Source organism: Spongiactinospora rosea (assembly GCF_003315795.1).
Taxonomy (GTDB): Bacteria; Actinomycetota; Actinomycetes; order Streptosporangiales; family Streptosporangiaceae; genus Spongiactinospora; species Spongiactinospora rosea.
The window spans coordinates 1-22,976 of record NZ_QMEY01000009.1; the positions used below are offsets into that span (position 1 = coordinate 1).

Genomic DNA, 22,976 nt, shown 5'->3' on the forward strand with positions numbered 1-22,976 from the left:
CGCGTTGGGAATCGGCTCGCACTGGCCCTTTGACCAGTGGGGACGCTTCCTGCCCGAGCACACCACCGCGGTCAGTCTGCTGGACCGGCTCCTGCACCACAGCATCGTGGTGGTCACCGAAGGTGAGTCCTTCCGGATGAAACAGGCACGAACCAGGACACCAGCACGCTTGATCAAGAAGTAGTCAACTACGAAGAGGTGGGGACTTCTACATGGCCACCAGCGGCGACACGCACTTGGCCGTTGACACACAGGCCCGCGACTTCCTCGAAGCGGTGATGCTGTCAATGTCCCGACGACACGCCCGCGAACTCCGAACTCTGATCAACGCCCTCGACGACCACTATTGATGTCATCCGGGTCGCCGAATCTCGCCCGGATTCTGGCGGCGCCGTACTGCCCTCTCGGGTTGCAGACCGGGCACGCGCACGGCGGCCTTCCGTGGGCGTCAGGCATGTAACGCCAGCCGGTCAACCGGTTCACCCGGCGGATTCGATGAATTTCACCCGCTCCAATGGGACGCGAGATGAAGACCTCGTATCCGCGCGGGTCCGGCTGCGCCGCGATCAGCGCAGCGGCCTCGGCACTGCCCAGTTCGGCGGGGAAGCTGTTGTAGTGCCCGGCCCGCACCGGCTCGTCGTCGGGAACCCTGAAGTACACGGCGATGAGCGCCCGCCGACCACCCCGCCGCAGCTCGCGTACCCACTGATGGGTGATCTGGTACGACGGCAGCACCGGCAGACAATAGACACCCGCTCCGCCGTACCCACCGCTGACCGCCCGAATGCCACCACGCCGTATCGAGCGGACGTTCTTGGCCGCGGTGATGTGCACCAGCATCGTCATCGCGGCGACTCCCATGTGCCACGCGGGGGACGCGCCCAAAGCCACCTCAATCGGTGGGCCATGCGTCCGAAATATGGAAAACCGAGAGGTCCACACCCCAAGCGATCAATGCTGATCTGAAGGAGTCCTCCCACCCTACCGTGAGGAGCCCCCCGTGAAGATCCGTCACTTACCCGCCGCGGCCCTGCTCGCGACCGCCCTGGGCGCCACCGCCCTGGCCGGCGCAGCACCCGCCTCCGCCTCCATCACCCACCAGACCAGCGCCACCTCCGCCCTCGCCCCGCTGCCGCCGGACTGGTACTACTCTGGCCGCTACGAGACCATGGCCGACTGCAGAATAGGCTTCCAGGACGCCGCCGAAAACGGCGAGTTCACCGGCCTCGCCGGCTGCCGCTACTACGCAGGCGACCGCTACCGCCGCGCGGGCTACTACTTCCTGATGTACATCCCCTGACCCTCGGCGAGCGCGGCGTCCACGGCCCAGTCCCTGGACGCCTTCCGCATTCACTTCCACACAGTGCGGGCCGGGCACGCCCCGCCCCAACACGGACGCACCCAAAGCCACCTCATTCGGTGGACCATGCGTCCGAAATATGGAAAACCGGGAGGTCCACACCCCAAGCGATCAGTGCTGATCTGAAGGTGTCCTCCCACCGTACCGTGAGGAGTCCCCATGAAGATCCGTTACTTATCCGCCGCGGCCCTGCTCGCGACCACCCTGGGCACCGCCGCCCTGGCCACCGCCGCACCCGCCTCCGCCACCATCACCCACCAGACCAGCGCCACAACCGCCCTCGCCCCGATACCGCCGAACTATTACTACTCCAGGCGCTACGAAACCCTGGCCGCCTGCTACGCAGGTCTCCGGGACGCCGCCGAAAACGGCGACTTCACCGGCCTCGCCCCCTGCCGCTACTACCCAGGCGACCAATACCGCCAGGCGGGCTGGTACTACCTGATGTACATCCCCTGATCCTCGGCGAGTGTGGCGTCCACGGCCCAGTCCTTGGACGCCTTCCGCACTCCTTCAGCGCCCAGGCACAGCCCGCTCCAACTCCACCAAAGCCAGCAGCGGCCCTTCCCCGAAATCATGATCGTGGGTCCTGCCGGTCTCGGCAAAGCCGTTCTTCGCATAGAACCGGCGCGCTTGAGCAGAGTCCCGAAGCGTCCACAGATGCACTTCGCCGTACCCCGCGTCCCGCGCCCGCTCCAACACGGCCATCAACAGGACCCTCGCAACCCCCTTACCCCAGACGTCCGGGTGCGCAAAGAACGTATGAATCTCCGCCACGCCGGCCCGAGAAGTAGAGCCCCCGAACCGAGCGAACGCCCCCACCCGCCCATTCAGGCACGCCAGCAAGATCCCTTCCCCGCCCTCCGCCACCACCCCATGCCACTTCCCCCGCCGCTCCTCCACCCCGGCCGCAGCCACCCCCGGCGCACAGAACGGCCCATGCGAGACCCCCCACGACACAGCATGGATCTCCCCGAGGACATCCCCATCCCCGGGCCCCGCGGGGCGGACGGTTATCACATCTGGCATGCAACAGACACTAATGAACCACAGCCCACCCCAACGCTGGGTGCAGGTGACTCCGCCGTCGTCAACCGGCGTCTTCGGCTAACGCCACGGCGCGGCACCCGAGGGAGACATCACGATCGACGCCCGCAGGGTCCCGTACGACCCGTACCGAGACCCGGCGATGCGCGAGCTGACCGGCCCGGACTACACGGTGCGGCGGCGCGTCCCGGCTCACGGCCGGCTCTCGGCGAAGGATGCGGAGGCGCTGGCGGAGTAGCTCACCGAATGGGCCCGGCGCGGGCAAGCCTCCCGGCGAGAACGCGGAATGCCCCTGGCGACGTAACCTCGTACCATGATCAACCTCATGAATGCGAAACGCGGCCTCGCCCTCGCAGGGACGGTGCTCGCCCTCGCCGCCGGTCCCGCCCTGCTGGCCTCAACACCCGCCGCCGCAGCCGCGCCGGTCGCCGCCCCGTCGAGCATCGCCGCCGGGCACTGGTCTTACGACGGGTACTACTACGGCGACGCCGCAGGCTACGACGCCTGCCACAGGGACGGCCGCCTGTCCTCCCACCCCTACGAGTGCCGGTACTACCCCAAGGGCTGGGACGGAAAGCCGAAGTACGAGCTGTGGATATGGGTCAACTACTGACCCACACGCGTGTACACCCCTCTGGCCGATACCGGAGGGGTGTTCATGTTTCTCGGCGAGAATGGATCAGTGCCCCTTATGCAGCAGCCACCGGTCGTGCTGTTGCCATGTCCGAACGGCAGGGGGCTGTGGCCGATCCCGAATCGCAGGATCGAGACATCTGAAGAGGCCGAGGAGCCGGCGATGCTACTCGCCGTGTGGGCCCAAGGGCAGCGGGCGCATCGCTGAGAACGAGGACGACCCCGCCCTCCGAGGACGGGGCCGTGCGACATCTGCCAGGCATGGGAGTGGAGCCGCGGCTACCACCCCGGGCCCCACTCCCGGGTCTCAGTAGCTCAACCAAGGAGAGCCTGCCCCGGCGACTATACATGCGGTGACATGCCGTTTCCTCTGGGTGGCAGAAACGAGAACCATTTCTCGGGATCCGACGTTTCCTCAACTTGGCCCTCCATCTCCTCTTTCTCCAGCTAGAGAGCCCCCGTCAGGCACGCTCCATAGGCGGACAACTACCAGACGTCGCAATGCGGGCCGCATGCGGACACGGCTCAACCAACGACAACAAGAAGGAACTGCATGGATCCAAACGGTCTGGTCCTCCGGGTCGGTGTGCGGCTCGGGCGGGGTGGTGCGTCCTGCCAGGGGCTCGGCCATGGTGGCGGGCGCGGATGGTTGTGGCGGGGCGTTTCAGCCATGCGGCGAGGTCGTCACGGTCCATGAGCGAAGTCTCGGTGTCGGCGACGCGATGAGATGAGGGTCAGGCCGTACTCCGTTAACGCCCCTTGGCCGATCACCCAGGATTTCGGTCTCATCGATTATTGTGACACCTGAACATCCATGAACAGTCGATTACCGGTTGTTCTCGCAGGGAACCGAACCGCTGTGCCTTCCGGACAGGCCGATTTATTTATTGGGCCGGATATCGGAAATGCGGATGATGGACCGGCATTGAATGGCGAGGTAAAACGAGGGTGCTCCGGTTCGACACCGGACGGTCTCAGCCCGGCGTGTGTGAGAACAGCACACCCGGCACCCCCCAAGGAGGACCAGTGAAACGCAGCCGATGGGCGGCATGCCTGCTCGCCCTTCTCATGTCGCTGCTGTCAGCACAGGGAGTGCAGGGCACCTCTGCCTCTGCCTCTGCCGAAGGCTTCAGGGACTGCAACCCGATCACCTGGCGGGAGATCGAGCTGGACTGCCTCAAGGCCGCGGTCCTCGTGCACAGTTGGTGCATATGCCCGCCGCCACCGTGCCGGTGCCCATTGGAGTGGGCGGTCAGTTTCCGTACGAGGCCGGTACTACCGGTGAACCTGGAGTTCCAGTACCTCGGAGATGTGTACCGGGGCCTCGCCACGCTGCATGTGGCGGCGAAGTCCAGCGACCCCGCAACTCGCGGCCCGCTTCGCCAAGAAGCGCTGGGGTACTTCAAATCCGCCGCACGGACGCTGGGCAGCAGCGTAATAGCAGTGGATCAGGTCGGGCTGTTCGATCGGGAGAACACCGTCCTCCATCCCCAGCGCGTTCCGTGGCTGTCGGCCGCCGCCGGCGAGGTCGCGGCAGGTATGTACGACCTGCACGTAGGTGGCGGCGGGGGATCGTCCGGACCGAGGGGGCCGGTCGCGGCGATGCGGCATTTCGATGAGGCGTACAAGAGTTTCACCACCGCGACTCTCGCGGGTCGCTGAGCCGCGCGGCGGGCTCCGGTGCCTCGATGCCGCTACGCCGAGCGGGCATCGCGCCGCCGGAGCCCACCGTCATCCAGGCGGTCGAAGGGTGCGGGAACGGCGAGCGGCCACGACGGCTTGGGGAACCCGGGCGCCAGGGTCCGGCTGGCAACGGCGGACGGCGAAAAGGGGGCGCAAGCCGTACGCCGGGCGAAGCCCGGCCCTAGAAAGACAGGCCGAGCGTCAGCGAGGTCCAATGCGCGCGAAGCGCGACGCCCTCGGGCGAAGCCCGTCCTCCTGTGCGCGGTAGCGCGGCGCCGGGAAGTACAGGCCGAGCGGAGCGAGGTCCAATGAGCGCGCGAAGCGCGTCTGCTTGGCAACCGGGCCGAGCGTCAGCGAGGGCGATTGGGCGCTCGGGGCGCGGCTTGCCCTGGGAATGGGGCGAGCGCCAAGAGGGTTGGGTGGGGCGGCTTGGCGCCTTGGGGTTGGAGGATGAGGGTGGAGCCTAGGAGATTCGAACTCCTGACTTCCTGCTTGCAAATCGGTCTGATCTTCGACCACAGGGGGCCTGAGCTGGGTGGCGGGCTCCCCGCGAGTGACCGTGACTGACCGGCGTTGACCGCCCTTAGTGGCCCGCTAATGGCCCGGCGGCCAGGACTCTTAGCTCTCCTTCTCGACAGCTTCGGCGATCGTGCGGAGTCTTCGGATCTCGTCGAAAATCTCCCGGTCGGAGAGGACGGACATGACCGTCAATCCTTGTGGGCCCGGTTCTCTGTGATACTTCCCGAGGGTGTAGCAGAGCGCTGCGCGTAGTTCGCCAAGCTCTCGCTGGAGGGCATCTTGTAGAACCTTGCGCGTCGCAAGCTGGACGCCCGTCGGCGTACGGTCGCCTCCCTCAGCATCCTCACCCGTGGTGACGGTGATGTCTTCAACCCGTACGTACTCATCGCCCGGGCGGACGTCGATGACCACGGGAGTGTCGTCGGGTAGACCTTCGAGGTAGTCGAGGAGCTGCCGCACGGTGAGCATGATCACAGGATTCCCTGGCCGGGTGCACCTGCACAAGCCTTCGCCCGCCTGATCATCCCGTCTGCCGTCGACCCGCCCGAAGGGGGAAGCGAGCCGGGGGCATGGGGCCAAGGTGGAGCGCCCCACCGGACGAACGACCTTGGCCCCATGCCCCCGGTCTGCTCGGCTCGTCCCAGGTTGATGGCGGACGGGACGCCCTGGCCAGGGCATCCCCGTCGATCCGGCCGCCTACGACTACGCCCGCGCGGCCCGCGACGCCCTCCACTTCTCCAAGCCGGTGGACCGGTTCGTGCAGAACCTGCGCCGAGTCGCCGGATACGACGTGCAGTACTTCGCCACCGTCGAACCCCAGAAGAGGTTCGCGCCGCATCTGCACATGGCGATCCGCGGGACCTTGCCGCGTGCGGAGATCAAGCAGATCGCCGCCGCCACCTATCACCAGGTGTGGTGGCCGTCTGTGGATGAAGTCCGATTCGAGGGCGAGCACCTGCCGGTCTGGGCCGAGCGGGATGAGCAGGGCGAGCCGTAGCCGGACGGACAGGCCGACGACTACCGACCCAGCCACGGGGGAACTGCTGCCGCCGGGCGAAGATCAGATAGGGGACGTTTGCGCTGGTGGAGCCTAGGAGATTCGAACTCCTGACTTCCTGCTTGCAAAGCAGGCGCTCTGCCAACTGAGCTAAGGCCCCTTTAGAGGTGGGTGTGACCAACTGTGGTCATCGTGCACCGCGAGCACAGCATATAACGCCGACGCGGGCGGTGGTCGCCGTGTTGGGGGTCAGCAGGGGGTGGGGGCGGGTTCGGTGAGGAGGAGGGTGGGGAGGTCGGTGAGGGAGTCGAGGATGTGGGTGGCGCCGCCGGAGAGGAGGCGTTGTTTGCTGTGGGCGCCGGTGAGGAGGCCGATGGCGGCGGAGGCGCCGGCGCGGCGGGCGGCGAGCATGTCGGACTCGGCGTCGCCGGCCACGGCGACGTGGCGGACGTCTTCGATGCCGAGGCGGAGGACGGCGGTGAGGATCATGTCCGGGTACGGGCGGCCGCGGCCGGCGTCTTCCGGGCTGAGGGCGAGGTCGAGTTTGTCGGACCAGTCGAGGGCGGACAGCACGCGGCCGAGGGTGGCGCGGCTGAAGCCGGTGATGAGGGCGACCTTGATGCCCGCGGCCTGGATCTTGTCGAGGGCCTCGACGGCGCCAGGGACGGGGATGAGGCCGGAGCGTTCGATGGCGCCGGAGTAGGCGCGTTCGAAGGTGAGGTTGGCGGCCTGGGCCTGGGCCTCGTTGTCCGGGAAGATGCCGTGGAAGACGTCGATCTTCGGACGGCCCCGGGACCGGTGTACGTGCACCATGGCGCGAGCGTACGCGCCGGTCCCGGGGACTATGCCCTGGGTCGCGATCGCTTCCGCGAACGCGCGCTCCACCGTCGTGATGTCACCGACGGTGGTGCCCGCCAGGTCCAGGCAGGCCAGCTTTATGGGCGTGGCGATCGACACGCCTGCACCTCCGCTGTGCTCATGGACGTCGGCGGACCCGCATTGCCTGCTGCGGCGGTCAGTTCTCGCTGCCGGTCGCCTCAGTCCACAGATCCAGCTCGGCACGGTCAGCCTGTACCTTGCGCCAGATCAGCAGCCCCCCGAGAGCGACCAGCGCCAGAACGAGCAGCTTCTTCACGGTGTGACCCCACTTCTTGACGGTCTCACCTGCCGGGGTGAGACAACGCCCGGTTCCATCGGTTCTTTGCAGCCTAGCAAGGGATCGGGCCAGAGCCCGGATTGCAGCCCGGTTTGCCACGATACGCCGTTACGACGATTCATGCGCTCGCCCTGTGACACGAGCCGATGAGCGATGGGTACGGTTGGTGGGTGGTAACGGCCTCTCCGGTCACGACGACCGCATCGGTGTCCGCGTCGCACCGCCTCGCCTGGCTGGACTGCCTGCGGGGGGTGGGCGCGCTCGCCGTGGTGGCCGAACACATGTTGCCCTATGTGGCGCCGGCGCTGCGGCCGTATACGTTCAACCTCGGAATGTACGGCGTGCTGGTGTTCTTCCTGGTCAGCGGCTATATCATTCCGGCATCGCTGGAACGTAAAGGCGATATCCGGGCGTTTTGGATAAGCCGGATATTTCGCCTCTATCCCCTCTACTTGCTCACCATCGCCGTCGTTCTCGCGCTGTCGTGGTGGGTCCCGGTCCGGGCGCACGTACCACGCGACCCCTCGTCCGCCGCCGCGCACGCGACCATGCTGCTCGACGTGGTCCACCAGGCGGGCATGGTGGACACGATGTGGACGCTCTCCTACGAGATGGTGTTCTATCTGCTGGTCACGGCGTTGTTCGTGGCCGGTGTGCACCGTGCCAGCGGGCCGATCTCGATCGTGTTCGGGGTGGTGGCCATCGTGGCGGGGCTGCTGCTCAACGCGCCGCTGCTGAAGGGCACCTGGCCCGCGTACGCGTCGTTCGCGCTGTTCGCCGTGGGCATGTTCTGCCTGATCACCGGACATCTCCGTACCATCGCCGCCTACACCCTGGGCGCGGTCGCCGTCGTCCTGCTCATGACCGGCAGCTACGTGCCGTGGCTGGCGGCGGCGATCCTGGCCTCGATGTTCGCGGGCACCGCGATCTACCGCTGGGAGCGCGGCGAGGCGTCGCTGTGGCCGGTACTGGCCACGGGCGTGCTGATCACGTTGAGTCCGTTCTGGTCGATTCACGCGGGCTGGTGGTGGGTGCAGCCGGCCGCCTGGACCATCACGATCCTCCTGGCGACGGGGACGTTCGCGGTGGGGATGGCGTTGCGCCGGCGGCGAATGCCGAAGGTGCTGGCCTGGCTGGGGCTGATCAGCTACTCGCTCTACCTGGTCCATCACCCGCTGCTGAAGTACATGCTCACGATCACCGGCAGCCTGCGCGACTCGGCGTGGCACGTGCAGGCGGCGGGGGCGATCGGGTTCGTGGCGATGCTGCTGGGGGTGAGCTGGCTGACGTACCGGCTGGTGGAGGCCCCGATGCAGCGCCTGGGACGCCGGATCGCCAAGCGTTACGCCTGACCTCTGACGGACCGCAGCCAGGCCCGGGGATGAGAAGCCCCGAACAGCGCGGTGCCGCTGACGATCCAGTCGGCTCTGGCGGCGACCGCGCGTCCGGCCGCTTCACCGGTGACGCCGCCGCCCATACCGACCATCCGGGCCTGGCCCACGACGCCCAGCGCCGAGACATCGAACGCGGCGCCGGCGTGCCCAGGAGTGACGGACATCACAAGGACGTCCAGCTCGGCGGGCGCGTCGAAAGGCGAAGTACCCGGGGAGAGGGCCAGTCCCGGACGCGCGCCCCGGGCCTCGGCGCGGGCCGCGGCCTCCCGCCAGCCGTACGCCTCGGCGTGGGCGACGGCCAGCCCGCAGAAATCGGTCCAGGCGTCCACATGGTCCAGCGGCCGGGTGACCATCAGGTGCGCCTCGGCGGCCAGGCACGGAGTTCCTGCGCGGCCTGGTCGGGCTGGACAGTCCGCCGGAGGTCGATCCGGGCGAGGTGATCGCGATGGGGTCCACGCCGGCGGTGGCGGTCTGGGGGACGCCCTGGCCTACGTGCTGGTGCGGCCGCGTGGTTACGGTTGGGACCGAGTACTGCACAGCCACCCCTCCGGCGCGGTGGGGCGGATCGAGCACGTCCCCGACCCGCTGCCCGCGCTGACGTTCGACGCCACGGAGAAGAAGACCTGAACATGCCGATCGTCGCCGGGATCGACGGCTCCACTCGGTCCTGCACGGTGGAGCTGCGCGACGCCGACACCGGGGCCCTGCTCGGCGGGGGCCGCGGGGGGCGGGGCGCGTTCGGCCGCCTACCGGCAGGTGCCGGCCGACGCCCTGGACCGGCCGATGATCATCCGGGACGCGCCGGAGGCGACCGCGCGGGGCGCGGCGGTGCTGCGCGGCGTGGACGTGCCCGTCGTACGCGACGCCTGGTGCCCGCCGGTCGCCACGGCCACTGACCCGCGGCCCGGCGGCGGTCCGGCCGCGCTGGAACGGTACCTCGCCCTCGCGACCACGACCACGACCTGATCCCCTAACGAAGGAATTCCATGGCCCTTTACGTCGATTCCGCCGACCGTTCCGCCGTCGAGCCGCTGCTGTCCACCGGCCTGTTCGCGGGCATCACCACCAACCCGACCCTGCTCCGCCGCGCCGGGCTGAGCGACGCGGACCTGCCGGCGGTCTACCAGTGGGCGACGGCGGCCGGGGCCGCGAAGGTCTTCATGCAGACGCTCGGCACCACCCCGGAGGAGATTTTGGCCGGCGCGAACAGGATCCGCGACCTGGGGCCCCGGGCCGTGGTGAAGATCCCGGCCACCCGGGCGGGCTTCACGGCGGCCAGGCTGCTGACCGCCCGCCAGGTGCCGGTACTGATCACCGCCGTCTACCACGCGGCGCAGGCGCTGCTGGCGGACGCGGCCGGGGCCCGGTACATCGCCCCCTACGTCGGCCGGATGACCGACCAGGGCAGGAACGGTGTGGAGCAGACCATCGCCATGCAGCGGTCGCTGGCCGGCAAGGGCACGCGGGTGCTGGTGGCGAGCCTGCGCGGCGCGGACGACGTGGCGGCGCTGGCCGCCGCGGGCGTGCCCGACTTCGCGCTCGGCGCGCCGCTGTGCGAGGCGCTGCTCGCCGACGAGCTGACGGTCGCGGCGGCGGCCGAGTTCGAAGCCATATGCACAGACGGGGCGGCGGGTTAGCCGAAGGTGTGCCGCATCTCGCCGATGCCGTCCACCCAGGTCACCAGCTCGTCGCCGGAGGCCAGGAAGCGGGCCGGGGTACGGCTCTGACCGACGCCGGACGGCGTGCCGGTGAAGATCACGTCGCCGGGCAGCAGCGGCAGCACCGCCGAAAGGCGGGCGATCAGCGCCGGGATGCTGAAGATCAGGTCGCTGGTGCGGGCGTCCTGCACCGGCTCGCCGTTCAGCGTGCAGCCGAGCGCGATGTCGTCGCGGTCGTCGAACTCCTCCGGCGTGACCAGCACCGGCCCCATCGGCGCGAAGCCGGGGAAGGACTTGCCCATGCTGAACTGCGGCGGCGGCGCGATGAACTGTGTGAGCCGGTCGGAGATGTCCTGGCCGACGGTGAGCCCGGCCACGTGGTCCCAGCCCTTGGCCTCATCGACCTGGTAGGCGCGCGCGCCGATCACCGCGACCAGCTCGACCTCCCAGTCCACCTTGCCGTCGGGCAGCGCGATGCGCCCGGTCGGGCCGGTGATCGACGAGGCGAACTTGGTGAACACCACCGGGTGCTGCGGGATGTCGAACCCGGACTCGATCGCGTGCTCGCGGTAGTTGAGGCCGATCGCGAAGATCTGCCGGGGCTGCGGGACGGGCGCGCGCAGGACGGCGACGTCGTACGGCTGGGCCTGCGAGACGTCCGCGCCGCGCGCCCACGCGGTGAACTCAGCCCAGCGCTCGAACACCGCCTGCGGGTCGGGCCCGAAGGCCCCGCCGCTGGCCTGCTCGGCGTCCACCGCGCCGCCGTCGGTGATCAGCACCAGCCTGCCGTCGAGATTCGCGATGCGCACGGGAGCCCCCAGAGGTCAATTCATCATTATGAATATGAGGGATTTTCTCCCACAAGCCATGATGTATGTCAAGCTGACCCCATGCCTGCCTCCACCACACGGCATGACCCCCGGTCGCGGCCCGAGATGGCCGCCGACCACATCGCGGCGTTCGCCCGTGCCGCCGAGCCGGGCGCGCGGCTCGGCACCAAGGAGGAGCTGCGGGCCCGCTGCGGGGTCTCGGTCGGCACCTTCAACGAGGCGCTGCGGCTCGTCCAGGCCCGCGGCCTGGTGTCGGTACGCCCCGGCCCCGGCGGCGGCCTGTTCGCGGCCGAGCAGTCGCCGATGGTCCGGCTGGGCAACGCCGTGCTCGCGCTCGCCGACGCCCAGACCTCCGTGGCCGACGCCGTGCGCATCCGCAACGCCCTGGACCCGCTGCTGGTCGAGGACGCCCTGTGGCACGCCTCCCCCGCCGACATCGCCGAGATGCGCGAGGTGCTGGCCGACATGGCGCGGGCCGCGGGCACGCCCGACGCCACCGCGTTCACCCGAGCCAACTGGCGGCTGCACAAGAAGATCGCGGCGGTCAGCCCCAGCCAGGTGCTCCGCTCGATCTACACCGGCCTGCTGGAGGTGATCGAGACGCACACGCTGGCCGTACTGTACGAGGAGCAGGCCCGCACGCTGCCCGACTACCTGGACGAACGCCATCGGCTGCACGCCGCGATCGTGGACGCCATCGCCGATCACGACGCCGAGCGCGCCAAGCGGCTCATGCGGGAGCACAACACCGTCCCGCCCGGCGGGCCGTTAGCGCCGCGGGACGGCGGGTAGCCGCAGCCGGGTGAACGGCGGGCTGCGGCAGAGCGATCCGAACGAACCGGGCATCCTGCGGCGACGCCGAGGGCGCGGTTTCAGCTATCACCTGCCCGGCGGCGAGCCGGTGCGCGACGCCGAGACGCTGGCCAGGATCAGGGCGCTGGCCGTACCGCCCGCGTGGACCGAGGTGTGGATCTGCGCCTCGCCGGACGGGCACCTCCAGGCGATCGGCACCGACGCGGCGGGCCGCAGGCAGTACCGGTACCACGACGTGTGGCGCGAGCAGCAGGACCGGCTGAAGTTCGAGCACGTCCTGGAGGTGGCGGAGAAGCTGCCCGCGTTCCGTGAGACCGTGGCCGGGCACCTGGCCGGGCGCGGCCTCACCCGGCACCGGGTGCTGGCCGCCGCGGCGCGCATCCTGGACACCGGGTTCCTGCGGGTCGGCGGGGCCGAGTACACCGACTCCTTCGGCCTCGCCACCCTGCGCACCGAGCACGTGCGGGCGAGCAACGGCGTGATCGCCTGCCGATATCCCGGCAAGGGCGGCAAACCCCACGAGACCATCCTGACCGACCGGGACGTCTGCAAAGTGATCAGGGCGCTGCTGGCCCGGCCGAACCCGGGCCCCGAACTGCTCCGCTACCGCGACGCCCGCGCCGGCTGGCACGACGTGACCAGCGACGACGTCAACGACTACCTCAAGGAGGTCTTCGGCGGCGAGGTCACCGCCAAGGACTTCCGCACCTGGCACGCCACGGTGCTGGCGGCGGTCGGGCTCGCGGTGTCGGCCAGGGCGTCCAGGCGGCCGGTGGCGCGCAGGCGGGCGGTCGCCCGGGTGGTGGCCGAGGTCGCCGACTACCTGGGCAACACCCCGGCGGTCGCGCGGGCCTCCTACGTCGATCCACGGGTCATCGACAGGTACGAGCAGGGCGAGACGATCGGCCTGGCCGGCCTGACCGGGCTGGCGGACGGCGACTCGGTACTGGCCACCCACGGCGAGCCGGAACAGGCCGTGATCAAGCTGCTGCGCGCCGCGCCCTGGCCCGAGCCGGTCACCTGACCAGCGGGAACACCTTGTCGGCGTAGAACTCGAAGAACTCCTCCTGCTCCGCGCCGATCTGGTTGACGTAGACCTCGTCGAACCCGGCGTCCACGTACTCGCGCAGCGCGGCGGCGTGCACCTCCGGGTCCGGCCCGCACGGCTTGCCCGCCGTGGCGGCCTCCTCGGTGACCATTTCGGCCAGTTGCTCGAAGTGCCGGGGCAGCGGGAGGAGCTGCGACGCCTCGCCCTGGATGCCCTCGTTCGGCCAGATCCGGTGGACGGTCTCGCGGGCCTTGTCCTCGCTGTGCGCGAAGCACGCCTTCAGACCGCCCTGGGCGATCTTGCCCGCGCCGCCGGACTCGCGGAACATCGTCACCAGTTCGGCGGACGGGGACGTGCAGATGTAGCCGTCGCCGATCCGCCCGGCCAGTTCCACCGCCCGGGGGCCGAAGCCCGAGACGAAGACCGGCGGCGGATCCGTCGGCAGGGTGTAGAGGCGGGCGGTGTCCACCTCGTAGTGCTCGCCGCGGTGGGTGACCAGCTTGCCCGTCCACAGGTCGCGCATCAGGCCGACGGCCTCCTCCAGCATGTCCAGCCGTTCGGCGAGCGGCGGCCAGCGGGAGTCCACGATGTGCTCGTTCAGCGCCTCCCCGGTGCCGACGCCGAGCCGGAACCGGCCCTCCGACAGCACCGCGGCGGTGGCCGCGGCCTGGGCGATGATCGCCGGGTGGATGCGCACGGTCGGGCAGGTCACCGCCGTGGTGATGGGCAGCGAGCTGACCTGGGTGATCGCGCCGATCACGGACCAGACGAACGAACTCTGGCCCTGCTCGCCGACCCACGGATGGTAGTGGTCGGAGATCCACAGGGCCTCGAAGCCGGCGCGTTCTGCGCGTTTGGCCTGCCGTACGAGGTCCTTCGGCCCGTGCTCCTCGCTGGAGAGGAAGTATCCGAACTTCGTCATTGCCGGTTCCCCATCCTCCGTCTGATCACGACCAGGTCGATGGCGGCGGTGACGGCCACGGCCGCCGAGATGACGGCCTCCACCGTCCAGACGGACTCGCCCGTGGCGACCGCCCGGTACACGAAGAAGATCGTGGCCGCCAGGGCAAGCGGCAGAGCCACAGCCGCGAGACCGGCGCGGACGCGCAGCGGGCTCTTGGCGTTCTTCGGCTCGGTGCCGCTCCGGTTTCCCCACATGGGGACCCCCTGCCCTGCCGTCCCCGGCGAAACCTGTTATCAGGTTGACAAGGTTTCGGCAATGCCCATGTAATGGGTGCGTGTCGTAACGCCGAGCCGATCATCGGTGGCGGCGAGCGGCACCCGATCCGCAGGGGATGATGTCGTGAGCTTCTACGCCACCGGCGGCGACTGACCCGCACGCCTTTCGCGCGCCCGCTCGCGCACGGCGGTCACGAGCATTTCGTCAACCCTTCTGACGCCCTTCATCGGCGTGTGCTCCAGCCTGCGCGCGTTCAGTCATCACGTTTTCGGTCATCACGTTTCAGTCATCTGATCCCCCATGCCAGGAGCACTACGCAGTATGCCCATTGACTTCAATCAGCAGATCATCGACGAGTTCCGCGCCAACGGCGGCAGGGTCGGCGGCCCCTTCGAGGGCGCCCGCCTGCTGCTGCTGACCACCACCGGGGCCAGGTCCGGCGCCCGGCGCACCACCCCCGTCGGCTATCTCCCCGACGGTGACCGGATGCTGATCATCGGCTCGGCCGGGGGTTCGCCCCGGCACCCGGCCTGGTACCACAACCTGGTCGCCGATCCGGTGGTCACCGTCGAGACCGGGGCCTTCACCTTCCAGGCGCGGGCCGCCGTCCTTTCGGGCGCGGAGCGCGACGCCATGTTCGCCCGCGCGGTCGAGGCCGATCCCGGCTGGGGGGAGTACCAGGCCAAGACCACCCGCGTGATCCCGGTCGTCGCGCTGACCCCGATCGACGACGGGCCTGGTGAAGAGGGTCCGGGTGGTCCCGTCTCGCTCGGTGAGATGCTGCGGAAGGTCCATGACTCGTTCCGCACCGAGCTGGTGATCATCCGCAAGGAGATCGCCGCGTCCGGGCCGACGCTGGGCGCGCAGCTCCGCGTCAACTGCCTGACGGTGTGCCAGAGCCTCAGCATCCACCATGGACATGAGGACAACGGGATGTTCCCGGCCCTGGACCGGAGCAACCCCGAACTGGCCCCCGCGCTCGCCCGGCTGCGCGAGGAGCACGAGGTGATCGCCCGGCTGCTCGACGACCTGAAGGCGGTGCTGGCGGCGGACGCGCCCGAACCGGCCGTGCTCGCCGGCGAGGTCGAACGCCTCACCACCGAACTCCTCGCCCACCTGGACTACGAGGAGGAACAACTCATCCCGGCACTCGACGCGTTCACCTTCTGAGTGCCCCGCGCCTTGGCGGCCGGGGGATCGCCCCCGGCCGTCAGGCCAGGTTGAGCTGCCAGGAGACGCCGAAGCGGTCGTTGGTCCAGCCGAACCGCTTGCTGAAGCCGTACTCGCCCAGCGGCATCAGCGGCGTGCGGTCCTCGGCGAGGGCCGCCCACAGCCGTTCCAGCTCGGCCTCGGACTCGCACTGGACGTAGAGGGAGGTCGCCGGCGTGAAGGTGAACTCGTGCGACACGTAACTGTCGATGGCCATGTACTCCTGGCCGGCCAGTTTGAAGGTGGCGTGGATGACGCTGCCCTCCTTCCCCGGGCCCTCGGGTCCGTACCGGGTGATGGCCAGGATCTCGGAGTCGTCGAAGAGCGAGACGTAGAAGTTCATCGCCTCCTCGGCCGCGCCTTCGAACATCAGGAATGTCGTGACCTTCTGTGTCATGCGGGCAACTATTTCAGTTGCCGATTATATAAGTCAAGGGCGATCTAGTGCCCGCAAAGGCCGTCTGATAGGAAGATCCGACATCGGGCAGGGGTGGTGCGTCGGGTGCTGGGAAACTGTTGAAGGAGGCGTGCCCCGGAGGTGGGGGCCTTCTGACCGGGAGGCGAAACGCGGTGCGGAGGACGGCAGAGATGACTCGGACGGCGGTGGGCGTGTGAGGATCGCGATTTCCGTGCCCGGCGAGATCTCCATCAACGACGACGCCGAGTTGCGGCTGGCCAGCGCCGGCAAGCTGCTCGTGCTGGCCTGCGCGGCCAGGGGCCTGGCGGCCGGCACGCTGGACCCCGACGAGGTGGTCGAGGTGCGCGACGCCGACTACGTCAACGGTTCCGGGCTGCTCGGCGTGCTCTCCGAGCGCCGCTGGACGATCGGCGACCTCGCCGTACTGGTCGCCTCGGTGAGCGACAACACCGCGACCAACGCGCTGCTGCGCCACCTCGGCCTGGACCGGATCACCGACGAGTCCGCCCGGCTCGGCCTGATCCGCACCCGCGTCCTGGACCGCGTGCGCGAACCACGCCTGCCGTCCGATCCGCCGCACTTCGCGGTCGGTACGGCGGGCGAGCTGGCCCGTTTCGCCGCGCTGCTGGACGGCGAGGAGGAGTGGACCCGCACGATGCTCGGCTGGATGGCGCACAACACCGACCGCTGCCTGGTCCCGGCCCTGGTGCCGCACGATCCCGAGTCCCGGAAGATCCCGGACAAGACCGCGCCGGGCACGATCTGGGTGGCCAACAAGACCGGCATCGACGACGGTGTCCGCACCGATGTGGGGGTGCTGGTCGGCGTGCGCAGGATCGGGTACGCGGTGCTGGCCAACGGCCCGACGGTCGGCGGCGATGACCACGAGCTGGTCCGGCGGGTGCGCGAGGCGGGCGTCGAGATCGCCGCCCTGGCGGGCGTACCCCGGCCGCACGTCGCCTAGGCGATCAGGCGGCGACCGGCTGGTCCCAGTCGATGTGGTGACGGTACATCCAGGCCAGGCCCTCCGCGCCGGCCGAACGGCGTAGGAAGACCGGCATCATCAGGTCGCGGAAGACGCGGGCCACCGGCCCGGCGGCCTTGCTGTTGCTGATCGTGCGCGAGTAGGCGACCACCCGCTCGGCCCGCGCCCGGCGCTGCTTCTCGAACGCGGCGAACGCGGCCGAATGGCCGCCCAGGTCGCGCAGGCACTTGGCGAGGATCAGCCCGTCCTCCACGGCCAGCGACGCGCCCTGCCCTGAACTGGGCGAGGTGGCGTGCGCGGCGTCGCCGGTGAGGACCACGCGCCCGCGGTGCCAGACCGGCACCGGCGGCAGGTCACTGATCGCGAACGCCGCGCCCACGTCGGCGGACGCGCGGATCACGTCGGCGGAGAAGTTGGCGTCGCCGGAGAAGGCGTCGATCAGGATCGGCTTCCAGTCGGTGCGGTCGAGCTCGTCCCTGGTGGGCTCCTCGGCCATCGGCAGGTTCGCGAACCACCAGGTCTCGCCGGAGGCGGCCACGGTGTAGCCGAAGAACGCCCGCCTGCCGAAGATCATGTTGTAGACGCCGGGCTCGCCGGTGAACGCCGGGTCCTTGACGATGCCGCCGAAGCTGACCAGGCCCGCGTACCGGGGGCCGGGCGCGGCGGAGTCGAGGATGGCGCGGGTGCGGGAGCGGATGCCGTCCGCGCCGATCAGCAGGTCGCCGACGGCCTCGGTGCCGTCGTCGAACCGGGCGACGACCTTGCGCGGGTCGCTCTGGTCGATGTCGATCAGGCGCTTGCCGTACCGGACCGGTACGCCCCGGGCGGCGGCCTGGTCGCGGACGATCCGGTAGAGGTCGGAACGCTGGACGGTGTGGCTCACCGTGCCGTCCGCGAGGCGCAGTCCGTTGGCCACCCGGCCCAGCCGCTTGCCGGTGCCGCTCCACATCTCCATGTGCGGGGTGGGGATGCCCGCCGCCAGTACGTCGCGGTGGGCGTCGAGGACGCCGAGCGCGTCGAGGCCGTTGGAGGCGATGTTGAGGAACGAGCCCCTGTTGTCGGCGGTCACCGTGTACGCCTCGAAGATCTCGGCGTCGATTCCCGCGCGGCGCAGGGCCATCGCGGTGGCCGGTCCGCCGATGCCACAGCCGATGATCAGGGCCTTCATCGTGGTACTCTCCTCGTTGTCGAAGCTATTTCGTTCGGTCGAACGAAATACTTGCACCGGAGGAGGGGCGTGTCAACCGAAATTTCGGCACACCGAAGGAAACTCCTTGAGGATCTGGCGGTGGCGGGCCGGGAGAACAGCAACGCGGCGGTGATGTTCCACAGCGCCACCGCCACCGCGATGGGTCTCGGGCTGACCGAGGAGAAGGCCGTTGACCTGCTGGAACGCCACGGCCCGCTGACCGCGGGGGAGATCGTCAAGCTGACCGGCCTGGCCCCCGCCTCGGTCAGCGGCCTGATCGACCGCCTGGCGGCCAAGGGTTTCGTCCGCCGGGTCAAGGACGCGGCCGACCGCCGCCGGGTCATCGTCGAGATCGACTACGCGTACGTCGCGAAGTACGCCCCGCTGTTCGACGGCATCGCGCGGGGCCTGATGGAGCTGTACGAGCGCTACACGGACGACGAGCTGTCCGTGATCCTGGACTTCCTGCGCCGGGCCACCGAGGTACAGACCGCGGCGACCGCGGCACTCGCGGGCGGGGAGGCGGTCAGTTCGGACACCTCGTGAACACGTCCTGGCACCACTGGCGGAACGTGGTGGGCGTACTGGACCGGGCGGTGCGCGGCACGGCGGCGTCGAGCCCGGCGGCCTTGGCCTGCCACATGTCCAGGGCGGCCCGGGCCATGGCCGGGGAGGCGCCGAACCGGATCAGCCGGGCCGTGAAATCCGCGCCGGATTCCTGCTCGAAGCGGATCGGGCGCTGGAGCACGTCGGACATGATCTGCGCCATCTCGTCGTAGGACAGGTCCTCGGGCCCCAGCAGGGGGACCTCTTCGACGCCGCTCCAGGTGTCGTCCAGCAGGAGGTCCGCGGCCACCGCGGCGATGTCGGCGGTGGCACAGGCCGGCGCCTTGTGGTCGCCGGGGATGGGCAGCCGGAACACGCCATGGTGCCGGATCAGGTTCGCCTGGCGGAGCAGGTTGTCCATGAACGAGGGCAGCGCGAGCGCGCGGTAGCCCACCCCGGTGGCGGCCAGCAGGTCGTCCATGGCGAGCGACGCGGTGATGTACCCGGCGCGGCCCGCCACGGACGTACCGCGGCCCAGGGCCGAGACGCCGACGACCCGCTTGACGCCCTGCTCCTTCAGGGCGACGGCCGCCGGGCGGGTGAAGCCGGAGTAGACGGTGTCCAGGTCGGGGGCGGACGGGTCGGGCGGGACCAGCCAGAAGACGGCGTCCGCCCCGGCGAAGGCCGCGGTGACCACGCCGGAGTCGCCGTGCGAGCCCTCGATGACCTCGACCCGGTCGCGTACGTCGGGGCCGAGGCGGGCGGCGTCACGGACGATCACCCGGACCTTCGCCCCGGTCCCGGCGGCCAGCACGCGGTCAAGGGTCTGCCGGCCGATCTGGCCGGTGGGGGTGGTGATGACGATCATGTCCTCAGTGAACCGGGGGCGGCGGTGGAACTGAAGGACCGATCGGGTCGCGACTGATACCGTGGCGGTATGAGTGAGCTGGAGGTGCGGCAGCTTCGATATTTCGTGGCCGTGGCCGAAGAGCTGCACTTCGGGCGGGCCGCCGAACGGCTGGGCATGGCCCAGCCCCCGCTGTCCCGGGCCATCCGGGAGCTGGAACGCCGGCTCGGCGTGACGCTGATGGAACGCACGACGCGCCGGGTCACCCTGACCCCCGCCGGTGAGACACTGCTGCGCGACGCCCGTACGGCGCTCAACGCGGTCACCGCCGCCGCCCGCCGGGCCCGGCTGGCCGGGCAGGGCGAGCCCCGGCTGCGGCTGGCGATGAAGGCCGACTACGACGGCGGGCTGCTGCCGCAGATCCTCGCCGCCTACCGGCGCGAGGCCGCCGCCCTGCCGGTCGAGCTGGTGCTCGGCGGGCGCGACGGCCAGGAACCCGCGCTGCGCGACGGCCGCGCGGACCTCGCGCTGCTGCCCTCGCCGTTCGACGATCACGGCCTCGACGTCGAGCCGCTGCTGACCGAGCCGCGCCTGCTCGCCGTCGCGGCGACCGACCCGCTGGCGGCGCGTACCGGCCTGCGCCTGGCCGACCTCGCGGGCCGCGTCCTTCCCGACGGTGTGCCCGCCGACCAGAGCGGCATCCGGGGTGGCCTCCGCCACGCCATTGAGCCCGTGGTCGCGGCACCGCCCCGGCCGCGGGACCTGGCGCAGATCTTCAGCCTGGTCGAGCTGGGGACGATCGTCTGGTTTCCGCCGGTGTCGATCGTGCGGCGGCATCCGCGGCCGGATGTCGCCTATCTGCCGGTCGCCGACCTCGCCCCGCTGGAGCTGGTGCTGGCCTGGCCCGCGGAGTCCCGTTCCCCTGCCGTGGCCGCCTTCGTCCGCACCGCCACCGCCATCGCCGCCACCATCGCCGCGACGGCCTGATCACATGGAACTCGACGGCGCACCCGTCCAGCCCGCCGCCCTCCAGGCCCTGGGCCTGGTCAACTACGGGCACTTCACGTCGATGCGGGTCGAAGCCGGGGGCCGGGTGCGTGGCCTCACGTGGCATCTCGACCGGCTCGTACGCGACTGCCGTACCGTCTTCGCCGCCGACCTCGACCGCGAGCGGGTCCGCGACCATGTGCGGCACGCGCTGCGCGAGGCGTCCGGCCCGCTCATCGTCCGGGTGAGCGTGTTCGACCCGGCCCTCGACCTGGGCCACCCGGGCGCCGACGCCCGTCCCCGCGTCCTGGTCACCACCCGCCCGGCCGTCGCCCTGCCGCCGTCCCCGATGCGCGTGCGCACCGCCCGCTACCAGCGCGACCTGCCGCAGGTGAAGCACGTCGGCCTGTTCGGCGCCCTGCACGAACGCCGCCGCGCGCAACTCGCCGGCTTCGACGACGCGCTGTTCGTGAGCGACGCGGCGTTCGTCACCGAGGGTCCGACCTGGAACATCGGCTTCTACGACGGCGAACGCGTCGTCTGGCCGGACGGCGGCGGCGCCATCCTGCCCGGCATCACCATGCGGCTGCTCCGGCAGGCCCACGACGCGACCATCACCGCCCCGGTCGGCCCGCACGACCTCCCCGGCATGCGGGCCGCGTTCGCGACCAACACCGCGATCGGCGTACGTCCCATCACGGCCATCGACGACCACGCCTTCCCGGCCGACCACCCGATCATCGACCTGCTCCGCGACCGCTACGAGGCGATCCCGCAGGAGCAGGTCTAGTCCTGGCCCAATCCCCGTGGATGGTAGAAGGGCCTCTCGAAGGGCCAGTCCGCGCGCAGCCAGGCTGTCACGCCTTCGTACAGGGGCACGTCCAGCTCGGCTCGATCGGCCCTGACCCAGGAGCTCACATCGGCGTCGTGGTCGTCGCTGTCAGAGGGATAGATGTAGACGCATCCGATCACCTCGCCGCTCGCCGGTTCGAGAACGGTGTAGGTGAATCCACGGCGCTCGGTGAAGTGGTCCGCGTGGCGCCGCAGGTCGGCGAGGTTGGCCTCCAGGGTCATGCCGTCCACAGGAGGCCATCGTCCGTCCGGGAAGCCCGGGGTCGCGCGGATATGCTCGATGCTGCTGGTCCAGGCGGCGTGGTCGGCGGCGTTGTGCTCAGCGCCCAGGGGCTCCAGACGGAACCGCGGGGTGACCAGGGAGCGGGGGACGGCGAAGTCACCCGGGACGAAAGCATGATCGCTCATACGCCCGAGGCTATGCGGCCCGGCTGCCGCATGGCTCACGGGACGTCATTGCTCGTCGATCGGTCGTCGCAGAGCCGGTAGAGCGTGGGCAGATGGCTGGTCAGCACGCGGGCGTACGCGGCCAGCCGGTAGGGCAGCTCGTCGCCCTGTTTCCAGGCCGCATTCGCCTGGTCCTCCAGTTGGCGTACCTTGTCCGCCACGCCCTCGCTCCGGTCGTCGGCCAGCTCGTCCATCCGCTTCTGCAGCTCGTCCGCGTGGACCTTGGCCTCGACGGTATTGTCCACGCCCACCGCCACCTCCCTGATCGCGGCGATCACGGCGGCCGGGGCATCCACCTCCGCGAGGTGCCGGATGAGCAGGCCGGTGTCCGGAAGTACCGGCGCCCGGTGCTCCAGCCACTGCGGCCCCCACAACCGCCGCCGCCGCGCCTCCGGCCACCCACCCGCCACCACGGTCACCCTGCCGTCGGGCAGCGAGCGCACCCGCAGCCCGGCCCGCTCGGCGTACTCCCGCCCGCCCACCGGCAACAGCCCCGGCCCGAGATCGTGCCCGCTCAGGAACGGCTCGTCCAGCAGGACGGCCAGCTCGGCGTACTTCTGCACGTGCTCGGGAACGGCGGGCAGCAGTGCCAGCTCGTCATCCTCCATGTTCGCGGCCGGATCCGCCGCCCGCACCCGCACCACGGTCACCGACAGCCCGGTCAGCGCCGCCGCCACCGCGCACACGGCCACATCCGCCCACCACGCGCTGAACGCGTACGCCGCGTCCTCCAGCCGATCTTCCGACTCCTCGGCCAGGAGCGTCCGGTGATTGATCAACGACCCCACCGGGTCGATGCTCACCTCGGGCGTCGTCCGCTTCCCGACCTCGGGATGCCGGACCTCCTCGGCGTCGTACAACTCCTGCCGACTGCGCGCGGCGGCGGTGAAGTCGGCCAGCACACTGTCGGTGACCTCCCCGAGAGTGTGCAGGATCCGCAGAATCACCTCCCGGTCCAGCACCTCCCCGGGCACGGCGTTGATCAGCGGTTCGCCATCGATGTTCATGCGCGGGGGGCTCCCTCGGCTGGGGTTCGAGCGTTCGTCTGTGTACCGCGATTCACGTACGGATGCGGAGTGCGTTCGCATGACTACGCTCAGATTACCGGCCCACCCCGACCCCGCCACCGAAATCCGCTTGTTGGGTCTCGGAGGCGAACCCGATCTACGCAGGAGGCA

The 22,976-nt window shown here is 70.0% G+C and carries 31 protein-coding genes and 1 tRNA gene; 17 read left to right on the forward strand and 15 right to left on the reverse strand.

Annotated elements, in window-relative coordinates; all coding sequences use genetic code 11:
• Positions 1-184: ATP-binding protein (locus DP939_RS21200; RefSeq protein ID WP_158578634.1), on the forward strand; the 184-nt coding region annotated here is incomplete at its 5' end.
• Between the two features lie 140 nt (positions 185-324).
• On the opposite strand, the gene DP939_RS45480 is transcribed toward DP939_RS21200, so the two are convergent.
• The gene (locus DP939_RS45480; RefSeq protein ID WP_147268064.1) at positions 325-846 is read right to left on the reverse strand and encodes a hypothetical protein; all 522 of its coding nucleotides are present in this window, start codon (positions 844-846) and stop codon (positions 325-327) included.
• 154 nt (positions 847-1,000) lie between these two features.
• On the opposite strand from DP939_RS45480, the gene DP939_RS46240 reads away from it, so the two are divergent.
• Together DP939_RS46240 and DP939_RS46245 are read left to right on the forward strand one after the other, a co-directional pair.
• On the forward strand, positions 1,001-1,300 hold the full coding sequence (locus DP939_RS46240; RefSeq protein WP_158578635.1) for a hypothetical protein: 300 nt from the start codon (positions 1,001-1,003) through the stop codon (positions 1,298-1,300).
• A gap of 219 nt (positions 1,301-1,519) precedes the next feature.
• Positions 1,520-1,819 carry a hypothetical protein gene (locus tag DP939_RS46245; RefSeq protein WP_158578636.1) on the forward strand — a complete coding sequence of 100 codons (300 nt, stop codon included), beginning with the start codon at positions 1,520-1,522 and terminating at the stop codon, positions 1,817-1,819.
• A 54-nt stretch (positions 1,820-1,873) separates the two neighbouring features.
• On the opposite strand, the gene DP939_RS21215 is transcribed toward DP939_RS46245, so the two are convergent.
• Complete coding sequence (locus tag DP939_RS21215; protein WP_199565321.1) at positions 1,874-2,389, reverse strand: GNAT family N-acetyltransferase; 516 nt, start codon at positions 2,387-2,389, stop codon at positions 1,874-1,876.
• A 331-nt stretch (positions 2,390-2,720) separates the two neighbouring features.
• Between DP939_RS21215 and DP939_RS21220 the strand changes: the two genes are divergently transcribed.
• Together DP939_RS21220 and DP939_RS21225 are read left to right on the forward strand one after the other, a co-directional pair.
• Positions 2,721-3,020 (forward strand): hypothetical protein, encoded by a 300-nt coding sequence (locus tag DP939_RS21220; RefSeq protein WP_113982506.1) that lies wholly within the window; start codon positions 2,721-2,723, stop codon positions 3,018-3,020.
• Between the two features lie 1,046 nt (positions 3,021-4,066).
• Positions 4,067-4,702, forward strand: a complete 636-nt coding sequence (locus tag DP939_RS21225; protein WP_147268065.1) for a hypothetical protein — start codon at positions 4,067-4,069, stop codon at positions 4,700-4,702.
• Positions 4,703-5,341: 639 nt separating this feature from the next.
• Here DP939_RS21225 and DP939_RS21230 read toward each other — a convergent pair.
• Positions 5,342-5,710 (reverse strand): hypothetical protein, encoded by a 369-nt coding sequence (locus DP939_RS21230; RefSeq protein ID WP_147268066.1) that lies wholly within the window; start codon positions 5,708-5,710, stop codon positions 5,342-5,344.
• A gap of 208 nt (positions 5,711-5,918) precedes the next feature.
• On the opposite strand from DP939_RS21230, the gene DP939_RS21235 reads away from it, so the two are divergent.
• Positions 5,919-6,239 (forward strand): replication initiator, encoded by a 321-nt coding sequence (locus tag DP939_RS21235; protein WP_450097542.1) that lies wholly within the window; start codon positions 5,919-5,921, stop codon positions 6,237-6,239.
• Between the two features lie 84 nt (positions 6,240-6,323).
• Here DP939_RS21235 and DP939_RS21240 read toward each other — a convergent pair.
• The 3 genes from DP939_RS21240 to DP939_RS47935 form a co-directional block, all read right to left on the reverse strand.
• Positions 6,324-6,399, reverse strand: a tRNA-Ala gene (locus tag DP939_RS21240).
• 89 nt (positions 6,400-6,488) lie between these two features.
• Positions 6,489-7,196 (reverse strand): HAD-IA family hydrolase, encoded by a 708-nt coding sequence (locus DP939_RS21245; RefSeq protein WP_113982509.1) that lies wholly within the window; start codon positions 7,194-7,196, stop codon positions 6,489-6,491.
• Between the two features lie 58 nt (positions 7,197-7,254).
• Positions 7,255-7,374: a DLW-39 family protein gene (locus DP939_RS47935; RefSeq protein ID WP_013130296.1), complete on the reverse strand. Its 120-nt coding sequence runs from the start codon at positions 7,372-7,374 to the stop codon at positions 7,255-7,257.
• Positions 7,375-7,601: 227 nt separating this feature from the next.
• Here DP939_RS47935 and DP939_RS21250 point away from each other — a divergent pair, with 227 nt between their 5' ends.
• A complete protein-coding gene (locus DP939_RS21250; RefSeq protein WP_225878406.1) occupies positions 7,602-8,747 on the forward strand; it encodes an acyltransferase family protein in 1,146 nt (381 codons plus the stop codon).
• On the opposite strand, the gene DP939_RS21255 is transcribed toward DP939_RS21250, so the two are convergent.
• Complete coding sequence (locus DP939_RS21255; protein ID WP_113982511.1) at positions 8,738-9,142, reverse strand: beta/alpha barrel domain-containing protein; 405 nt, start codon at positions 9,140-9,142, stop codon at positions 8,738-8,740. The two genes, DP939_RS21250 and DP939_RS21255, sit on opposite strands and share 10 nt — an antisense overlap.
• 139 nt (positions 9,143-9,281) lie before the next feature.
• Between DP939_RS21255 and DP939_RS48760 the strand changes: the two genes are divergently transcribed.
• From DP939_RS48760 to DP939_RS21265, 3 genes are all read left to right on the forward strand, one after another.
• Positions 9,282-9,416 carry a hypothetical protein gene (locus DP939_RS48760; protein WP_263972335.1) on the forward strand — a complete coding sequence of 45 codons (135 nt, stop codon included), beginning with the start codon at positions 9,282-9,284 and terminating at the stop codon, positions 9,414-9,416.
• Between the two features lie 129 nt (positions 9,417-9,545).
• A complete protein-coding gene (locus tag DP939_RS21260) occupies positions 9,546-9,755 on the forward strand; it encodes a hypothetical protein (RefSeq protein ID WP_113982512.1) in 210 nt (69 codons plus the stop codon).
• A 20-nt stretch (positions 9,756-9,775) separates the two neighbouring features.
• A complete protein-coding gene (locus tag DP939_RS21265; RefSeq protein WP_113982513.1) occupies positions 9,776-10,426 on the forward strand; it encodes a transaldolase family protein in 651 nt (216 codons plus the stop codon).
• Here the strand turns inward: DP939_RS21265 and DP939_RS21270 are convergent.
• A complete protein-coding gene (locus DP939_RS21270; protein WP_113982514.1) occupies positions 10,423-11,256 on the reverse strand; it encodes a fumarylacetoacetate hydrolase family protein in 834 nt (277 codons plus the stop codon). The two genes, DP939_RS21265 and DP939_RS21270, sit on opposite strands and share 4 nt — an antisense overlap.
• 81 nt (positions 11,257-11,337) lie before the next feature.
• Here DP939_RS21270 and DP939_RS21275 point away from each other — a divergent pair, with 81 nt between their 5' ends.
• Positions 11,338-12,069: a FadR/GntR family transcriptional regulator gene (locus tag DP939_RS21275; RefSeq protein ID WP_113982515.1), complete on the forward strand. Its 732-nt coding sequence runs from the start codon at positions 11,338-11,340 to the stop codon at positions 12,067-12,069.
• Between the two features lie 10 nt (positions 12,070-12,079).
• Positions 12,080-13,114, forward strand: coding sequence for a DNA topoisomerase IB (locus DP939_RS21280; protein WP_225878407.1), 1,035 nt, complete (start codon positions 12,080-12,082; stop codon positions 13,112-13,114).
• On the opposite strand, the gene DP939_RS21285 is transcribed toward DP939_RS21280, so the two are convergent.
• Together DP939_RS21285 and DP939_RS21290 are read right to left on the reverse strand one after the other, a co-directional pair.
• Complete coding sequence (locus tag DP939_RS21285) at positions 13,107-14,060, reverse strand: TIGR03557 family F420-dependent LLM class oxidoreductase (protein WP_113982516.1); 954 nt, start codon at positions 14,058-14,060, stop codon at positions 13,107-13,109. The two genes, DP939_RS21280 and DP939_RS21285, sit on opposite strands and share 8 nt — an antisense overlap.
• Positions 14,057-14,296: a DUF6343 family protein gene (locus DP939_RS21290; RefSeq protein ID WP_113982517.1), complete on the reverse strand. Its 240-nt coding sequence runs from the start codon at positions 14,294-14,296 to the stop codon at positions 14,057-14,059. The genes DP939_RS21285 and DP939_RS21290 overlap by 4 nt, the downstream gene beginning before the upstream one ends.
• 343 nt (positions 14,297-14,639) lie before the next feature.
• Here DP939_RS21290 and DP939_RS21295 point away from each other — a divergent pair, with 343 nt between their 5' ends.
• Complete coding sequence (locus DP939_RS21295; protein WP_113982518.1) at positions 14,640-15,488, forward strand: nitroreductase/quinone reductase family protein; 849 nt, start codon at positions 14,640-14,642, stop codon at positions 15,486-15,488.
• Between the two features lie 40 nt (positions 15,489-15,528).
• Here the strand turns inward: DP939_RS21295 and DP939_RS21300 are convergent, their stop codons facing one another.
• The gene (locus DP939_RS21300) at positions 15,529-15,924 is read right to left on the reverse strand and encodes a VOC family protein (RefSeq protein ID WP_113982519.1); all 396 of its coding nucleotides are present in this window, start codon (positions 15,922-15,924) and stop codon (positions 15,529-15,531) included.
• A 214-nt stretch (positions 15,925-16,138) separates the two neighbouring features.
• Here DP939_RS21300 and DP939_RS21305 point away from each other — a divergent pair, with 214 nt between their 5' ends.
• Positions 16,139-16,909 (forward strand): serine hydrolase, encoded by a 771-nt coding sequence (locus DP939_RS21305; RefSeq protein WP_225878408.1) that lies wholly within the window; start codon positions 16,139-16,141, stop codon positions 16,907-16,909.
• A gap of 4 nt (positions 16,910-16,913) precedes the next feature.
• On the opposite strand, the gene DP939_RS21310 is transcribed toward DP939_RS21305, so the two are convergent.
• Positions 16,914-18,098 carry an FAD-dependent monooxygenase gene (locus tag DP939_RS21310; RefSeq protein WP_113982521.1) on the reverse strand — a complete coding sequence of 395 codons (1,185 nt, stop codon included), beginning with the start codon at positions 18,096-18,098 and terminating at the stop codon, positions 16,914-16,916.
• Between the two features lie 69 nt (positions 18,099-18,167).
• Between DP939_RS21310 and DP939_RS21315 the strand changes: the two genes are divergently transcribed.
• On the forward strand, positions 18,168-18,665 hold the full coding sequence (locus DP939_RS21315; RefSeq protein ID WP_225878409.1) for a MarR family winged helix-turn-helix transcriptional regulator: 498 nt from the start codon (positions 18,168-18,170) through the stop codon (positions 18,663-18,665).
• On the opposite strand, the gene DP939_RS21320 is transcribed toward DP939_RS21315, so the two are convergent.
• A complete protein-coding gene (locus DP939_RS21320; RefSeq protein WP_113982522.1) occupies positions 18,646-19,533 on the reverse strand; it encodes an NAD(P)H-binding protein in 888 nt (295 codons plus the stop codon). The two genes, DP939_RS21315 and DP939_RS21320, sit on opposite strands and share 20 nt — an antisense overlap.
• Positions 19,534-19,602: 69 nt before the next feature.
• Between DP939_RS21320 and DP939_RS21325 the strand changes: the two genes are divergently transcribed.
• Positions 19,603-20,499, forward strand: a complete 897-nt coding sequence (locus tag DP939_RS21325; RefSeq protein WP_113982523.1) for a LysR family transcriptional regulator — start codon at positions 19,603-19,605, stop codon at positions 20,497-20,499.
• Between the two features lie 4 nt (positions 20,500-20,503).
• Positions 20,504-21,289 (forward strand): aminotransferase class IV family protein, encoded by a 786-nt coding sequence (locus tag DP939_RS21330; protein WP_113982524.1) that lies wholly within the window; start codon positions 20,504-20,506, stop codon positions 21,287-21,289.
• On the opposite strand, the gene DP939_RS21335 is transcribed toward DP939_RS21330, so the two are convergent.
• Positions 21,286-21,759 carry a GNAT family N-acetyltransferase gene (locus tag DP939_RS21335; protein ID WP_113982525.1) on the reverse strand — a complete coding sequence of 158 codons (474 nt, stop codon included), beginning with the start codon at positions 21,757-21,759 and terminating at the stop codon, positions 21,286-21,288. The genes DP939_RS21330 and DP939_RS21335 overlap by 4 nt on opposite strands.
• A gap of 35 nt (positions 21,760-21,794) precedes the next feature.
• Complete coding sequence (locus DP939_RS21340; protein WP_113982526.1) at positions 21,795-22,805, reverse strand: hypothetical protein; 1,011 nt, start codon at positions 22,803-22,805, stop codon at positions 21,795-21,797.
• Positions 22,806-22,976 lie beyond the last annotated feature (171 nt).

What these genes read in the sequence shown, in the direction of transcription:
- DP939_RS46245 (WP_158578636.1), top strand. Translation starts at nt 1,520, where the DNA reads ATGAAGATCCGTTACTTATCCGCCGCGGCCCTGCTCGCGACCACCCTG.
- DP939_RS21330 (WP_113982524.1), top strand. Translation starts at nt 20,504, where the DNA reads ATGGAACTCGACGGCGCACCCGTCCAGCCCGCCGCCCTCCAGGCCCTG.
- DP939_RS21320 (WP_113982522.1), bottom strand. Translation starts at nt 19,533, where the DNA reads ATGATCGTCATCACCACCCCCACCGGCCAGATCGGCCGGCAGACCCTT.
- DP939_RS21255 (WP_113982511.1), bottom strand. Translation starts at nt 9,142, where the DNA reads ATGGTCACCCGGCCGCTGGACCATGTGGACGCCTGGACCGATTTCTGC.
- DP939_RS21295 (WP_113982518.1), top strand. Translation starts at nt 14,640, where the DNA reads ATGCCCATTGACTTCAATCAGCAGATCATCGACGAGTTCCGCGCCAAC.
- DP939_RS21310 (WP_113982521.1), bottom strand. Translation starts at nt 18,098, where the DNA reads ATGAAGGCCCTGATCATCGGCTGTGGCATCGGCGGACCGGCCACCGCG.
- DP939_RS21335 (WP_113982525.1), bottom strand. Translation starts at nt 21,759, where the DNA reads ATGAGCGATCATGCTTTCGTCCCGGGTGACTTCGCCGTCCCCCGCTCC.
- DP939_RS21275 (WP_113982515.1), top strand. Translation starts at nt 11,338, where the DNA reads ATGCCTGCCTCCACCACACGGCATGACCCCCGGTCGCGGCCCGAGATG.
- DP939_RS21265 (WP_113982513.1), top strand. Translation starts at nt 9,776, where the DNA reads ATGGCCCTTTACGTCGATTCCGCCGACCGTTCCGCCGTCGAGCCGCTG.
- DP939_RS21215 (WP_199565321.1), bottom strand. Translation starts at nt 2,389, where the DNA reads ATGCCAGATGTGATAACCGTCCGCCCCGCGGGGCCCGGGGATGGGGAT.
- DP939_RS21230 (WP_147268066.1), bottom strand. Translation starts at nt 5,710, where the DNA reads ATGCTCACCGTGCGGCAGCTCCTCGACTACCTCGAAGGTCTACCCGAC.
- DP939_RS21340 (WP_113982526.1), bottom strand. Translation starts at nt 22,805, where the DNA reads ATGAACATCGATGGCGAACCGCTGATCAACGCCGTGCCCGGGGAGGTG.
- DP939_RS21325 (WP_113982523.1), top strand. Translation starts at nt 19,603, where the DNA reads ATGAGTGAGCTGGAGGTGCGGCAGCTTCGATATTTCGTGGCCGTGGCC.
- DP939_RS21300 (WP_113982519.1), bottom strand. Translation starts at nt 15,924, where the DNA reads ATGACACAGAAGGTCACGACATTCCTGATGTTCGAAGGCGCGGCCGAG.
- DP939_RS21220 (WP_113982506.1), top strand. Translation starts at nt 2,721, where the DNA reads ATGATCAACCTCATGAATGCGAAACGCGGCCTCGCCCTCGCAGGGACG.
- DP939_RS45480 (WP_147268064.1), bottom strand. Translation starts at nt 846, where the DNA reads ATGACGATGCTGGTGCACATCACCGCGGCCAAGAACGTCCGCTCGATA.
- DP939_RS21285 (WP_113982516.1), bottom strand. Translation starts at nt 14,060, where the DNA reads ATGACGAAGTTCGGATACTTCCTCTCCAGCGAGGAGCACGGGCCGAAG.
- DP939_RS21290 (WP_113982517.1), bottom strand. Translation starts at nt 14,296, where the DNA reads ATGTGGGGAAACCGGAGCGGCACCGAGCCGAAGAACGCCAAGAGCCCG.